The organism is Pandoraea sp. PE-S2R-1 (assembly GCF_002179865.1).
GTDB lineage: Bacteria > Pseudomonadota > Gammaproteobacteria > Burkholderiales > Burkholderiaceae > Pandoraea.
In genome coordinates, this window is the sequence record NZ_NGUR01000009.1 from 316,814 (window position 1) to 330,960 (window position 14,147).

13 protein-coding genes are annotated in these 14,147 nt (G+C 61.9%); 6 read left to right on the forward strand and 7 right to left on the reverse strand.

Features of this window, described 5'->3' with window-relative positions; genetic code table 11:
• The first annotated feature begins 206 nt into the window (after nucleotides 1-206).
• Nucleotides 207-926, forward strand: a complete 720-nt coding sequence (locus tag CDV44_RS08475) for a Crp/Fnr family transcriptional regulator (RefSeq protein WP_087687630.1) — start codon at nucleotides 207-209, stop codon at nucleotides 924-926.
• Nucleotides 927-946: 20 nt separating this feature from the next.
• Here the strand turns inward: CDV44_RS08475 and CDV44_RS08480 are convergent, their stop codons facing one another.
• A complete protein-coding gene (locus CDV44_RS08480; protein ID WP_087687631.1) occupies nucleotides 947-1,816 on the reverse strand; it encodes a slipin family protein in 870 nt (289 codons plus the stop codon).
• 141 nt (nucleotides 1,817-1,957) lie between these two features.
• Complete coding sequence (locus CDV44_RS08485; RefSeq protein WP_087687632.1) at nucleotides 1,958-2,407, reverse strand: MerR family transcriptional regulator; 450 nt, start codon at nucleotides 2,405-2,407, stop codon at nucleotides 1,958-1,960.
• A 78-nt stretch (nucleotides 2,408-2,485) separates the two neighbouring features.
• On the opposite strand from CDV44_RS08485, the gene CDV44_RS08490 reads away from it, so the two are divergent.
• Nucleotides 2,486-3,721, forward strand: coding sequence for an NADH:flavin oxidoreductase/NADH oxidase family protein (locus CDV44_RS08490; RefSeq protein ID WP_087687633.1), 1,236 nt, complete (start codon nucleotides 2,486-2,488; stop codon nucleotides 3,719-3,721).
• 4 nt (nucleotides 3,722-3,725) lie between these two features.
• On the opposite strand, the gene CDV44_RS08495 is transcribed toward CDV44_RS08490, so the two are convergent.
• Nucleotides 3,726-4,127 (reverse strand): carboxymuconolactone decarboxylase family protein, encoded by a 402-nt coding sequence (locus tag CDV44_RS08495; protein WP_087687634.1) that lies wholly within the window; start codon nucleotides 4,125-4,127, stop codon nucleotides 3,726-3,728.
• 244 nt (nucleotides 4,128-4,371) lie between these two features.
• Between CDV44_RS08495 and CDV44_RS08500 the strand changes: the two genes are divergently transcribed.
• The 3 genes from CDV44_RS08500 to CDV44_RS08510 all read left to right on the forward strand — a co-directional run bounded on the left by CDV44_RS08500 (nucleotide 4,372) and on the right by CDV44_RS08510 (nucleotide 8,235).
• Complete coding sequence (locus tag CDV44_RS08500; protein ID WP_058378587.1) at nucleotides 4,372-4,989, forward strand: nitroreductase; 618 nt, start codon at nucleotides 4,372-4,374, stop codon at nucleotides 4,987-4,989.
• Between the two features lie 135 nt (nucleotides 4,990-5,124).
• Nucleotides 5,125-5,694, forward strand: a complete 570-nt coding sequence (locus tag CDV44_RS08505) for an isochorismatase family cysteine hydrolase (RefSeq protein ID WP_087687635.1) — start codon at nucleotides 5,125-5,127, stop codon at nucleotides 5,692-5,694.
• Nucleotides 5,695-6,027: 333 nt separating this feature from the next.
• Complete coding sequence (locus tag CDV44_RS08510; protein WP_087687636.1) at nucleotides 6,028-8,235, forward strand: bifunctional diguanylate cyclase/phosphodiesterase; 2,208 nt, start codon at nucleotides 6,028-6,030, stop codon at nucleotides 8,233-8,235.
• Nucleotides 8,236-8,286: 51 nt separating this feature from the next.
• Here the strand turns inward: CDV44_RS08510 and CDV44_RS28655 are convergent, their stop codons facing one another.
• On the reverse strand, nucleotides 8,287-9,921 hold the full coding sequence (locus CDV44_RS28655) for a methyl-accepting chemotaxis protein (protein ID WP_087687637.1): 1,635 nt from the start codon (nucleotides 9,919-9,921) through the stop codon (nucleotides 8,287-8,289).
• A gap of 254 nt (nucleotides 9,922-10,175) precedes the next feature.
• Nucleotides 10,176-11,105, reverse strand: coding sequence for a LysR family transcriptional regulator (locus tag CDV44_RS08520; RefSeq protein WP_087687638.1), 930 nt, complete (start codon nucleotides 11,103-11,105; stop codon nucleotides 10,176-10,178).
• A 165-nt stretch (nucleotides 11,106-11,270) separates the two neighbouring features.
• On the opposite strand from CDV44_RS08520, the gene CDV44_RS08525 reads away from it, so the two are divergent.
• Nucleotides 11,271-11,666: a RidA family protein gene (locus CDV44_RS08525; protein WP_087687639.1), complete on the forward strand. Its 396-nt coding sequence runs from the start codon at nucleotides 11,271-11,273 to the stop codon at nucleotides 11,664-11,666.
• Between the two features lie 64 nt (nucleotides 11,667-11,730).
• Here the strand turns inward: CDV44_RS08525 and CDV44_RS08530 are convergent, their stop codons facing one another.
• Nucleotides 11,731-12,834 carry a porin gene (locus tag CDV44_RS08530; protein ID WP_087687640.1) on the reverse strand — a complete coding sequence of 368 codons (1,104 nt, stop codon included), beginning with the start codon at nucleotides 12,832-12,834 and terminating at the stop codon, nucleotides 11,731-11,733.
• Nucleotides 12,835-13,060: 226 nt separating this feature from the next.
• Nucleotides 13,061-14,146, reverse strand: a complete 1,086-nt coding sequence (locus CDV44_RS08535) for an ABC transporter ATP-binding protein (RefSeq protein WP_087687641.1) — start codon at nucleotides 14,144-14,146, stop codon at nucleotides 13,061-13,063.
• Nucleotide 14,147 lies beyond the last annotated feature (1 nt).

A 14,147-nucleotide genomic window follows, 5' to 3' on the forward strand; every position in this document is an offset into this window, starting at 1 on the left:
CGCGGGGAAGAGGCGGCGTTGACAGCGCCGCCCTCCGCCAACCCATGCCTGCTTATCCATCGAATGCAGCAGCGGCATGTTCGTAGCACTCCCAAACCGCACGCCTGACCAGCGAGACCGGCGGTATACGCAGGATTGACACGCCCACGCTGGCAGACAAGAATGCACAGGCATGAACCCGCTTGCGTTCATGAAGGGGAAAACGAATGTCGCCGCAACCGAATCAGGGTGCGAACCGTCTGCTGGCTGTGCTGCCTCCGAACGAGTGGAATCGGATTGCGCCTGAACTGATGCTGGTTGAGATGCCGCTTGGCAAAGTGATTTACGAGTCGGGCGATCAGTTGGCTCACGTCTATTTCCCGACGACCGCCATTGTTTCCCTGCTCTATGTGATGGAAGACGGCGCATCCGCCGAGATCGCCATCGTGGGCAACGACGGACTGATCGGTATCGCGCTATTCATGGGCGGTGAAACCACTCCAAGCCGCGCTATCGTGCAAAGCGCCGGTTATGCCTACCGCCTCAGCGCGCGAGTACTCAAAGACGAATTCAGACGCGCCGGTCCCTTGCAACGCTTGCTATTGCGTTACACACAGGCATTGATTACGCAAATGGCCCAGACGGCCGTCTGCAATCGCCATCACTCCATCGATCAGCAACTCTGCCGCTGGCTCTTGTTGAGCCTCGATCTTCTGCCGTCCAACGAGCTTCAGATGACGCAGGAGTTGATCGCCAACATGCTCGGCGTACGCCGCTCCGGCGTCACCGAAGCTGCCCTGAAACTCCAGACGGCGGGGTTGATTCAATACAGCCACGGCCATATCAAGGTGCTCGATCGGGAGGGTCTCGAGAAACGCGTCTGCGAGTGCTATAGCGTGGTCAGACGCGAATTCACACGACTCCTCCCCGATACGATCGCCACCTGACGGCTCATCACATCCAACGTTCAAGCCGCCGTCTTCAGCGTCGGCGCCGTCGTGGACGGATCGGTACTGCCCACCGCGAAGGCCAGCACTGCCGGATTCATGCTGTCGACCATCGATGACGGCATCAGGATGGTAGCCCCACGCTCCTTGGTCGTCTCGTAGATGATGTTCATCGCCCGCAACTGCAAAGCCTGCGGATGGCCTTCGTAGATCGTCGCGGCTTCGACAAATCGCGCCGCAATGACCGCTTCCGCCGACCCGAGAATCATGCGAGCCTGCTTCTCCCGCTCGGCCTGCGCCTGTCTGGACATCGCGTCCTGAAGCGCCACGGGAATCGCGACGTCCCGTACTTCCACCGAAATCACCGCAATCCCCCACGCCGCTGTCTTAGCGCTGATATCGGCGCGCAACTGCTCGTCCGAGGCTTTTCTGTCCGAGAGCAGCGACGACAGCATCGACGCACCGATCATCTCGCGCAGCGACGTCTGCGCGACCCGGTCGATTGCCTGCCGGTAATCCGTAATGGCGAGCGCCGCCCGCTCGGCGTCGTGCACATGCCAGAAGATGATGGCGTCGACGTTCACCGGCACCGTGTCTTTCGTCAGCGCCTGTTCCGCGTTGAACGCCGTGGTTTGAATGCGGGTATCAATGATGGCGGTCACGTTGTCGACGACCGGCAGAATCATGAACAGCCCGGGGCCCTTCACGCTCTGAAGTTTGCCGGCACGCAAAATGACGAACTTCTGCCACGCGTTGGCCATCTTCAACGTCGACGCGAGCAGCATGGCCGCGACGACGAAACATGCCGCCAGATAGGGGCTGACATACACACCGGCCACCGCGCCCATCAGCAGCAGGACCAGTACGAGAAATGATGTGATCGGATTCATGAAGAAACGCCTCCTGCGGGCGTCTCGTCATCAGAATTGGTATCGGTTCACCCGCGAAACGGAAACCGTTGCAAAAACAGCTCCCAATTCATCATAGGTCGCGGCTTCGATAGCGTTGGCATAAGTGCACCCGCAGGCAGCTCAGGCCCGCTTGCGTGTCCGCCCGTTCTTGAGCGGCGGTTCCACCGGGGTGTTGCGCAGCGATGTCAGCACGCGCTGCGCCGCCTCCCCACATCCCTCGCCTTCCCCACGCTGCTCGATCGCGTCGATCAGCGCCGAAATGTTGTGTTTGCTCTGCGCTAAGCTCTGTTCCAGTTGCTCGATCTCGCCGACCTTGCGGCGTAGCACTTCGAGCAGTACGTCGTGCGGCCATGCGCTGAGATCGGGCGGCAAAATCGAACGAATCTCGTCGAGCGAAAAACCGGCATTCTGGGCGCGGCGAATGATATCGAGCCTCGTCAGGGCATCGTCTCCGTAGTCGCGGTAGCCGTTGGCCTGCCGTTGCGCGTCGGGCAGCAGCCCCTCGGCCTCGTAAAAGCGGATCTTCGACGCCGCCAACCCGCTGACCTTCGCCAGCTCACCAATCTTCATCATCCGTCTCCGGGCACTTGACATTAAAGCTTACTTTAAGGTTATCGTCCCCTCATCGTCAACTGAGGAAGCGACGCGATGAAGCTCTTCACTCCCCTTACCTTGCCCAACGGCACCACGATTCCGAACCGGCTGGCCAAGGCCGCCATGGAAGAAAACATGGCCGACGCCGACCACGCGCCATCCGACGCGCTGTTGCGCCTTTATGACGCGTGGGCGCGCGGCGGCGCGGGCTTGATCCTGACGGGCAACGTCATGATCGACGCGCAAGCCATGACCGGTCCCAATGGCGTCGTACTGCAAGACGACGCTCACCTTGAGCGCTTTCGCCGCTGGGCGGACACGGCGCGCGCGCAGGGTGCGCAAATCTGGATGCAACTCAACCATCCGGGCAGGCAGATGCAATCGGCGCTTGGGCAGCCGACGGTCGCCCCGTCGGCAGTTGCGCTGGATCTCGGCTCGCTGTCCAAGCGCTTCGCCGTGCCCAGAGAATTGACCCCGGCCGACATTGCTGACGTGCAGGCCCGTTTTGTTCGCAGCGCCGAGCTTGCCGAGCGGGCTGGCTTCAATGGTGTGCAGATTCATGCGGCGCACGGTTATTTGCTCAGCCAATTTCTCTCGCCACTAACCAACAAGCGTCAGGACGCGTGGGGCGGCAGTCTCGAGAACCGTGCCCGCCTGTTGATCGACGTCGTGCGGGCGGTTCGACAAGCGGTGTCCCCCGGCTTTGCGGTGGCGGTGAAACTGAATTCGGCAGATTTTCAACGCGGCGGCTTCAGCGCGGACGACGCCAAGCGTGTGGTCGAGTTGCTCAACTCGCTGGGTGTCGATCTGGTCGAGATGTCTGGGGGAAGTTATGAAGCGCCTGCCATGCAGGGGCAAGCGCGCGACGGGCGTACGTTGGCCCGCGAAGCCTATTTTCTGGAATTTGCACGAGATATCACGGCCGTGGCACGCATGCCGCTGATGGTGACGGGGGGCGTGCGGCGCCGCACCGTGGCCGAGCAGGTAATCGATTCCGGCGTGGCGATGGTCGGCATTGCCACGGCCTTGTCCATCGACCCTGCGTTGCCCCGCCACTGGCGTGATGGCAAACACAGCGAGCCGAATCTGCGCCCGATCACGTGGAAGAGCAAGACACTCGGCTCGCTGGCCAACATGGCCGTCGTCAAATTCCAGCTCAACCGGTTGAGCGCCGGGCGCACGACGAAACCCGACGTGTCGCCACTCAGGGCCTTGATCTTGCAGCAGATCGCAACGGCATGTCAGACGCGGCGCTATCGCCAGTGGATGGAACGAAGCGCCGCGCGATGACGCGTTACTTGGCTGGCAGCTCGAACGCCGGGTCGATGGGCACCCGGTAGCCAACCGCCAGCCGATTGGTCTCGTTGGCCATGCCGACCACCGCCAGCAACTCGCCGAACATTTCGTCGGTCATGCCCGCGCGCCGGGCGGCGGCGGTATGGCTGGCGACGCAGTACCCGCAGTTGTTCGTCACGCTCACGGCAACGTAGATCAATTCCTTGATCAGCGGGTCGAGCGCCCCCGGTGCCATCACATCCTTGATGCTGTCCCACGTGCGGGCCAGCGTGGGCGGGTGTTGGGCGATGAATTTCCAGAAGTTGTTGACGTCGGGGACACCGCGCGTCGTCATGATGTCTTCAAAGACCGCCTTGACTTCCGGCGTGGCGTTGGCGTACTCGACAGGGGCTTGGCTCATGGATAGGCCTTTCAGTGGGCGGCTGGGCAAAGCGCTAGATTACAAGCTTTTGCGCCGGACATCTGGCCAGCTAACTTGCCTGACGCCTGCCACGCTCCACCGCGCTTCATTCCGGCACGCTCCCCGCAGATCCCCCGCACAGGCGGTCTTGCCATAAACGCAAGACATAATCGCAAATGAGAATCATTTTGCTTTTTGGAGAAGAATCGGGGATGATGGCTCATCTGTTTCTGGAGAGTTCTTGATGGGTACGTCCACCGATTTTGCCGCCCCGGTTACCGCATCGCGTCAGCTGGCGCTCGATGCCTTGCTCTCGCGCCAGTCGCACTGGCCGCTGGTCGAACCGGCACCGAACGATGTGGAACTGAATCTGGTTTTCGATGCGGCGTTGCGCGCGCCCGACCATGGCCGCCTGCGTCCGTGGCGCTTTGTCATCGTGCGCGACGAGGCGCGTGAGGATCTGGGCCAGGCACTGGTCGAGATCGCTGCCAAGCGCAATCCTGATGCCCCGGCGGAGACTCACGAGCAACGTCGTCGCAAGGCATTCGCGGCGCCGGCAATCATCGTGATCGCGGCGTCCGTCTCGACGCAAACGAGCGTGCCGGAAGGCGAGCAACTGCTCTCGGTCGGTGCCGCGACCATGAACATGCTCAATGCGCTGCACATTCTCGGCTACGGCGGCTTCTGGGCGACCGGCCCCGATGCTTATGACGCCGACCTGCATCAAGTGCTCGATTTCGAGCCGAATGAAAAGATTCTGGGTTTCCTGTTCGTTGGCTCGCCGCCCGCCGACGCCGAAGTCAACCCGCGCGCCGAGCGCGCGGACCACGTGCGCGAATGGCTGGGACGCCTCTCGATTTGATCAACCGGGATTAACAACATAGACGGGCGCTTCGGCGCCCGTTTTACATTCCGCCCTCGTCGCCGAACCCATAACCGGCGTGCTAAAGTCGCGCATCATTCCTTGCAAGGCGCATGCAAAGCGCCCAACGCGACTATGCCGATGCCGGACATTCTTCCCGAGAAAACCGCGCTAGTGGTCATGCATTATCAGACCGACATTCTGGCGTTATTCCCTTCTGTCGCCCCCACCCTGCTCTCGAATACGCGCAAGCTATGTGACGCTGCACGTGCAAAAGGTGTCGCGCTCTATTTCGCCAAAATTCACTTTAGCCCCGACTATCCGGAAGTCAGTCCGTTGAACAAGAACGGACAAGGCATCAAGCAATTAGGGCTTTTCGTGGAAGATCGGATTTCACCGGAACTGGGCCAGCAGGCCAATGAACCGCTGATCATTGCGCATCGTGCCAGCGTGTTCCACGGCACCGATCTTGAAGTACGTCTCTGCGCCAAAGGAATCGACACCTTGATCATGGTCGGCATCGCCTCGACCGGGGTCATGCTGTCATCGATTGCCTATGCAAGCGATGCGGACTTCCGGTTACTCACCGTGAAAGACTGCTGTTACGACCCCGATCAAGTCGTGCACGATCACCTGTTCTCGACCGCATTCGAATCGCGAACTCACGTGCTGTCGCTCCCCGATGCCTTAGCGTGGCTTGCGTAAGCCACATTGATATTGGTTATTAATATCATCACGATTCAAACAACAGTATGGAATGCCGTAACGCAACATCGCATTGCAATACGGTTCGCATACCGAATCAGCACGGATGCAAAAGAAATTGTCTTGGCACTATAATCCGCCTAATCGGAAACGAATTATCCGATTTCGACCGGATGACTATCCCGATCGATATAGTGAAAAGCATCATTAACGGGGCTTCCTTTGCTCGAACGTACCTCACCGGCATTAAGACCGGGACGTTTCGTGTCTGAACGCATGCATATACAGCCCGAGGTTTGTCGATAAAGCCGCTTTCAGGCGAGGAGACCACTGATGAAGTGTCCCCCTGTATTGCCGATGGAAACCGAGAGACTCGCTGCTTTGGCTGAATACGGACTGGGTAGTGACCGTCCGCTGCCCAGCCTTGATGTCGTCGTGCGTATCGCCGCGCACATGTTTGACGTGCCGGTGGCGGCGGTCAACATGGTCGGCAACGATCACGTGTTCTTTGCCGCGGCGGCCGGGTTTGCAGGCGGCGATGTCGACATGAGCCGCGATGCCTCGTTCTGCGCCCATGCCATTCTCCAGGATGCGGTGCTGGTCGTGCCCGACGCGAGCCGCGACGACCGCTTCCACGACAACCCGCTCGTCACCGGTCCCTCTCAAGTGCGCTTCTATGCGGGCGTGCCGCTCATGTCCGTCGGCGGGCATGCGCTTGGCGCCCTGTGCGTCATCGACACCAAACCGAATCACAACTTCTCCGCCGTCGACGGCGAACGCCTGCGCGAACTGGCGAGGATGGCGTCCGACCGGCTGGAGCTGCGGCGCGTCGAGCTATTCGTCGAGCGCGACCGGCGCACTTTCGCGGAACCCGAGCGCCGTTCGCCGACGGCGATGATCCGTTTTGACGAAAGCGGCAAGATTCTCGAGTGGAATCTGGCGGCTGCCACCCTCTATGGCTACGACGTCGCCGATGGCCCGGGCCTCACGCTCGAGACGCTCGTGCCCGAACATGGCCGGCCCTCGTTACGCGACCGGATCGCACAAGTGGTGGCGGCAGGCTCGGTCGACGGCGTCACGATGCCGTCTGTGGTGTATGGACTGCGCCGCGACGGCGCCGAGTTTCTGCTGAGCGCTTCGCTGTTCTGCTGGCACGAAAACGGCGTACTGACGTTCAATGCCCACGTGCACGATCTGAGCGCACTGCGCGACGAGAAGGACGCGCTCAAACGACTGGCCAGCACCGACGTGCTTACCGGGGTGGCGAACCGCGCAAGCTTCTACCGCAATACGGAAATCACGTCGGCGTCCATGACAGGCGCAGCGGTTGTGATTATCGATCTCGACGGATTCAAGGACGTCAACGACACCTTGGGGCATGAAGTCGGTGACGGCATCCTTTGTGAAGTCTCGCGACGACTGACGGCCCTCGCCCGGCCAGACGACACCGTAGCGCGCATCGGCGCAGACGAGTTCGCCCTGTTGCTGCCGGGTGTGACGAAGACGGCGGACGCGCGTCTCTTTGCGGATGCCGCAGCGGCGGCCATCGCCGAGCCGATGGTCATTGAGGGCTTCGACGTCCGTGTGACCGCATGTTGTGGCATCGCCGTCGCGCCGCAGCATGCGCATGAGGCCCTGAGCCTGATCAGCAACGCGGATCTCGCGCTGTCGAGGGCCAAGCATCACGGGCCGAGTCAGGTGTTCGTGTTCGTCGAGTCCTTGCGCATGGAAGCGGTCGAGCGCCGTGTGTATAACATCGAGCTGCACCGCGCCGTCAACGACGGCGAGTTCGTGTTGTTCTATCAGCCGCAGGTGGACTTTGCGGATGGCTCGCTGACCGGTGCGGAAGCGCTCATTCGTTGGCGGCATCCACAGCGCGGATTGCTGTCCCCGGCGGCGTTCCTTCCTGCGCTGGAACGGGGGCCTTTGGCGGCTGCCGTGGGCGCGTGGGTCCTCGACGAGGCGTGTTCACAGGCTGCCTTCTGGCGCCGTCATGGGGCGCCGGCCTTCCGGATCGGCGTGAATCTGTTTGGTTTGCAGTTCCGCATCGGGAGCGTCGTCGACGAGGTGATCGCGGTGCTCAACCGGCATGGCCTGCCACCACAGGCGCTAGAACTCGAAGTGACCGAAAGCATCGTGCTCGATGACGACGTGGTGCTCGATGCGTTGCAACGTTTGCGCGACTATGGCGTCGGCATTGCTTTTGACGATTTCGGCACCGGCTACGCGTCGATCAGTCTGCTGAGGCGCTATCCGCTCAGCCGCATCAAGATCGACCGCTCGTTCGTGCAGGCGATGGTCGAGTCGCAGCGAGACGCGTCAGTCGTGCGTGCGCTCGTGGACATGACGCGAAGCTTCGATCTGAGAACCACAGCAGAAGGTGTCGAGACAGCCGAGCAACGAGACAATTTGCGCCAGCTTGGCTGCGATGAAGGACAGGGCTACTTGTTCGGAAAACCGATGCCGGCCTCGGAGTTCGGCGCCATGTTCAACATCGGGCGGAGTCGCGGCTGGGGCGAGTGGAATTTGAACCGCGCGTAGCGAGTGACAAGGGTGATGCGCACATGCAGCGACGCATCACCCCGCATCAACTCAAGAAACCACCGAATGCAACCGCCCGCGCGCCGCAGCAGCACTCGCACCACCTTGCCCAAGCGAATCGAAGCGGCCCATGTGCGGCTCGTCGGACTGCGCCAACTGGAACACCGCCACGGCCTGCTTTAGCGATTCCGCCTGTTCCGCAAGCGATTGCGCGGCCGCCGATGCCTGCTCGACCAGCGCGGCGTTTTGCTGCGTGACTTCGTCCATCTGCGTGACCGCGCGTGCCACCTGATCAATTCCCGTCGTCTGTTCTTCCGACGCGGCAGAAATCTCCGCCATGATGTCGGTCACCCGGCGAACGCTGCCGGCGATCTCCTGCATCGCTGCCCCCGCCTCGCCGACGATGCGGCTGCCTGCGGCGGAGCGTTCGGCCGACGTCTCGATCAACGTCTTGATATCGCGTGCCGCGCTCGCCGAACGCTGTGCCAACGTCCGCACCTCGTTAGCCACCACAGCAAAACCCCGACCCTGCTCACCCGCCCGCGCCGCTTCCACCGCCGCGTTGAGTGCGAGGATGTTCGTCTGGAAGGCGATGCCGTCAATCAGCGCAATGATTTCCCGGATCTTGGCCGAACCGGCGTCGATCTGGCGCATTGTGTCGGTCACCTGCGCCATCGCGCTGTCACCCGCGCTCGTCTGCTCGCTGGCCTGACGCGCCAACTGATTCGCCTGATGCGCGTGCTCCATATTCTGACGCACGGTACCGGTGAGTTGCTCCATGCTCGCGGCCGTCTCTTCGAGCGACGCGGCCTGCTGCTCCGTACGCGACGACAGATCGAGATTGCCCGCCGCGATCTCGCGAGCGCTTGCGGCAATCGCCTCGCCACTCTTGCGCACGCGTGCGACCGTATCGCCGAGCTGCGCCTTCATGGCGGCAAGCGCCTCAAGCAGCCGCCCCATTTCGTCGGTCGACGTGATTTGGACCGCCCGGCGCAGATTGCCGTCCGCGATTTCCTGAAAGTGTTCGAGCACGTCGTCGAGCGGTCGCGTAATCGCCCGATTCAAGGCACGCGCCGTCAGGAATGCCGCGATGATCGCGAACCCGATGGCGCACAGCGTCAGCACCAGTTGGCGGTCGTAGGCCGACTCGGCCGACTCGAAGCTCGTCTTTGCTCGCGCGTCGTAAAGTTGCTTGAGCGCTTCATTGGCATTCACGTAAGACGTATAGCGCTTGCCGAGGACCGCCGCCTGCTCGTAATACACATCGGTCTGACCGGCCGAGATGCCGTTCTGCACCAACGTGAATGCGTCTTTCAGCGCCTGTCGGGCACTGGTCACCTGCGCGGCCAGCCGCTGCTCGTCAGCGTCAGCCGGCAAGGCCAGATACGCCTGCCATGCCTTCTCCGACTCGCCCCAGTAGGTCGTGCCCTTCTTGATGTCGTCGGACTTCAGATCGGCCGTGGGTGCCTGCGGTGCTCTGAGCACCACCGCGCGGGCGCGGCCAATCTGAATTTCCGCCTCGCCGAGCAACCGGGTACTGGCCAGTTCCTTGTTGTAGACCTCTCGCAGACTGCCGACCGTCTCGCGCAACCCCGCGAGTGTCAGGCCGCCCACCACCACGACCAGCGTGGCGAGCCCCGCCACAGCCAACCGTAACCGCCACCGAATCGTCCAATTCTTCAACATTTGCGCTTTCGCCTTTCTTTCGGAATGGCGGTATCCGACCCCGGAATCCGCCGCCCGTCATGCTGCCCGAAATGCGTGACAAACGCACGCGTGTCATTGTTGTCTGGGCTAGCCCGGAGACGGCCTCGTCGCCGCGCTGACATGACGGGTCAAAGGGCCGCAAAGGCCCCTAAGGGCTCCAACGGCGAAAACGTAAAAAACTTGAGAAAACAGCCGGTTACGGTACAAACCTCCTTATTTCGGGGGTGGAGTCGTCAAACTCGCACCGTCCTGACCGGCGCCATCCCATGGGTCTCCATTACCTCGACGATCCAGTCGATGAACACCCGAAGCTTGGCGCTGACGTGCCGATTGGGTGCAAACGCGACGTACATCGGCATGGACTCCAGCGTCCAGTCCTCGAAAAGAGGCGCTAGCACCCCTCGCGCCACCGCATCCCTCGCCATGTATTCCGGCAGCCACAACACCCCCATGCCCGCCAATCCGGCGGCCAGATAGGCATTGCCGTCATCCACCGCCAACGCGTATTTGCCATGCACATTGACCTGCTCGGCACCTCGGTGCATGGCATAAGGCAGCGGCTTGCCGATGCGCGACCAGCGGAAGCCGACGATCCGATGGTGCGAGTCTTCCAGATCACTCGGGTGAAGCGGCGCACCGGCGCGCGCGAGATAGTCCGGTGCGGCATAAACCCCCAGCCGCAAGTCGCCAACATGGCGCGCCATCAACGACTGGTCGGTTAATTCGCCACCGCGCACCACACAATCGACGTTCTCTCCGATCAGATCGACCATCCGGTCGCTCACGCCCATATCGAGTTGAATGTCGGGATAGCGCGCGTAAAACGCCGGCAGCGCGGGCATCAGAATCAGGCTGGCAAAGGGGCTCGGCACATCGACACGCAAACGTCCGCGTGGCAGCGTCGACGCATCGGACAGACTGGTCTCCGCGTCGTCCATATCCGCCAGCAACCGCACCACACGGTCGTAATAGGCCGCGCCGTCGGCGGTGACGTTGACCTTGCGCGTGGTCCGGTTGAGCAGCTTCACGCGCAACCGCGCTTCCAGTTGCTGGACCAGTTGCGTCACGCTGGTCTTGCTCATGTGCAGCGTCTCGGCGGCCTTGGTGAAACTGCCCGCCTCCACCACACGCACAAACGCCTGCATGGCGTCGAATCGGTCCAAAGGCACCTCCTGAGCGATCGGGATCGAGATATTCGGGACTTTCGATTGTTTGCATTTTACAAACAGTGAAGGATGCAGTTGCCCGTTTATCGCGTTCGCCTGCCCGCTTAGAGTGCCTTCATCACATAACCCGGGCCGCCTGCGGCCCATCGATGGAGTGGATGAATGACGATTCGTGACGTGGTATTTCCTGCCGGCCGTCAGGCCCTGTATGACCGCAACCGTTACTCCCCGGCGATTCGCGCCGACGGTTACCTGTTCGTCTCCGGACAGGTCGGCAGCCGGGAAGACGGGTCGCCGGAGCCCGATCTCGAAGCGCAGGTACGCCGTGCTTTCGATAATCTCAACGCCATCTTGAAAGCGGCCGGCTGCACCTTCGACGACGTGGTCGACGTGACGGTGTTCATGGTCGACCCGGCGGCGACGTTCGAGCGCGTGTGGAAAATCGTGCCCGAGTACTGGGGCGAGGCACCCCACCCGACACTGACCGCCGTGGGCGTGACGTGGCTGTACGGCTTTCAGTTCGAAATCAAGGTAATCGCGAAGTTGCCCGCAAATTGATGACCCGCGGGACGGCACCCGTGATCTCAAGAGTCAAAGGTGCCGCCACGAGTCACACGCGCACTCAGAAGCGGTGACGCACACCAACACGCAGCAGCCCTTGCCCATTGCTCGACGACGCTGCCACGCCATAGATCTGCGCAACCGCAGGCCCGGCCGTCGAATCCCGGCCGGTGGCGCGCTGGTAAATCGCCAGGGCGTACACGTCCGTGCGTTTCGACAGGAAGTAGTCGTACACGGCACTCAGTTGCTGATACCGCGCGTTTTCGGCACGCGTGTACGTGTAGGCCCCGGAGATCACGACCGCAGGCGACCACGTGTACTGGGCGTTCAGCTCGTAGTTGTTCATCTTCGCCGTGCCCCTGAACGGCGTCGTGCTCGAGAAGCTGACGTCCTTGAACTGCGTGTTCGTGTAGAGCAGTCCCAACTTGACCGGCCCCAACTGGTACGAGCCCCCGGCCCCGATCACCTGCAACGACTTCGCGTTCGAATAGCCACTGGTGACAGGGCTCGTCATGCTGCCGTCGTACATCGACGTGAGCGGGTTCTGTGCATTCAGGTAACCGAAGCCCAGATGCAGCGGCCCGCGCAGATAGCTGGCCCCCAAGCTGTAGATCTGATTCGTGCGGTAGGACCCGGCCACGCCGCCGAAGCTGTACACGCCACCAAACGTGAAGCCCTTGTAGTCGGCGCTGTTAAAGCGCACCGAGTTGTTCACACGGGCGGTCGAATCGACGTTATCGGCATCGCCCGGGTGAGAGCTCATGAAACCGACCAGCTTGTTGCTCGATGCCAGCGGCCCGAGGAAGGTGCCCAGCGAGTCGTAATGCCGGCCGATCGTGACCGAGCCGAAGTCACCGGACAGCCCGACGAACGCCTGCCGGCCGAACTCCCGGCTGTTGTTGGCGAGCTTGCCGTTAGTGATGTCGAACCCGTTCTCCAGACGGAAGATCGCTTGCAGCCCGCCGCCCAGATCCTCCGTGCCCCGCAGTCCCCAGCGGTTGCCGTTAAGCGCGCCGCCCGCCACCTGAACATTGTGTGACCCGCCCTGATTCGTCGTGTAGTTCACGCCGTTGTCCAGAATCCCGTAGATCGTCACCTGACTCTGCGCCGCCGCATACCCGCTGAATGTGAGCAGAGCGCCAGCCGCGATACTTCTTTTTTTCATAATACGCAGTCCTAATTGATAAAAACAATCGATCGCCGTGCAAACACCACGGGTCACGAGCGAGAAGAGAAATGCGCCTGCCAACGCCCCCGACAGGGCGCCCTGATGTCGGGAGCGAAGGCATGCGGCACCTACTGCCAAAACAACTACCCCTACCCTACCCGCGCCTGTCGCCATCGCTGGCGGCAAGCGCGAATATTGGTTGCGAGAACACAGTCCGTGCCCATTAGGCGGGCACGGCCGGCGCATCGAAAAGCATGCAGCGGTCTTGCGGCAAGTGCAGCCAGACCCTGTCTGCCTGAATCTCTCGCGCCGCGCGCACACGCACCTCGGCACCGCCGATGGCGACGAGATACTCCATGTGCGTGCCAAGAAAGTCGCGTTGCAGCACGTTGCCGCGAATCACGTTCGGCAGCGCGTCGTTCGTATCGACGATCTCCACGTGATCGGCCCGAATCGCAATTTGTGCTGCACTCCCCTGTGCCACCGTGCCGGTTTCCGCACGCAACAACTGCCCGTCGGCCAAGCGCACGGTCCGGTCGCCCGCAACACCGACCGACTCGACGGTGCACGACAGCAGATTGCTGTGCCCGACAAAGTCCGCCACAAACGGGTTGCGCGGGGCTTGATAGATATCGCGCGGCGTACCGATTTGCACGATCCGGCCCGCGCTCATGACGGCGATGCGGTCGCTCAACGAAAGCGCTTCGTCCTGATCGTGCGTCACATACACGGTCGTGATCCGCAGCCGGCGCTGCAATTCACGCAACCAGCCGCGCGCGCGCAGTCGCAACGTCGAATCGAGATTAGAGAGCGGCTCGTCCAACAGCAACAACGTCGGCTCGTAGACCAGCGTGCGGGCCAGTGCGACGCGTTGCTGCTGCCCGCCGGAAAGTTCGTGCGGATAGCGCTGGGCCAGCGACAGCATTTCGACCAGCCCGAGCGCGTCGTCCACTTTCTGATCGAGCACGGCCCGGCGCACGCCGCGCAAGCGCAGCGGATACGCCACGTTCTCCCGCACGGTCATGTGGGGCCACAGCGCGTACGACTGAAAGACAAGGCCACAATTGCGGGCCTCGGGGGCAAGCTCAATGTTCTCGTCGCGATCGAAAAGCCGCACGGCACCGAGCGTGATGCGCCCGCTCGTCGGTGTTTCGAGTCCGGCAATCGAGAACAGCGTGGTGGACTTGCCGCAGCCGCTGGGGCCGAGCAGCGTCAGGAATTCGCCGTCGCGAACTTCCAGCGAAACGTTCTTGAGAATGTCGACATCGCCGTGACGCTTGCACAACGATTCGATTTGCAATGCAGCCATG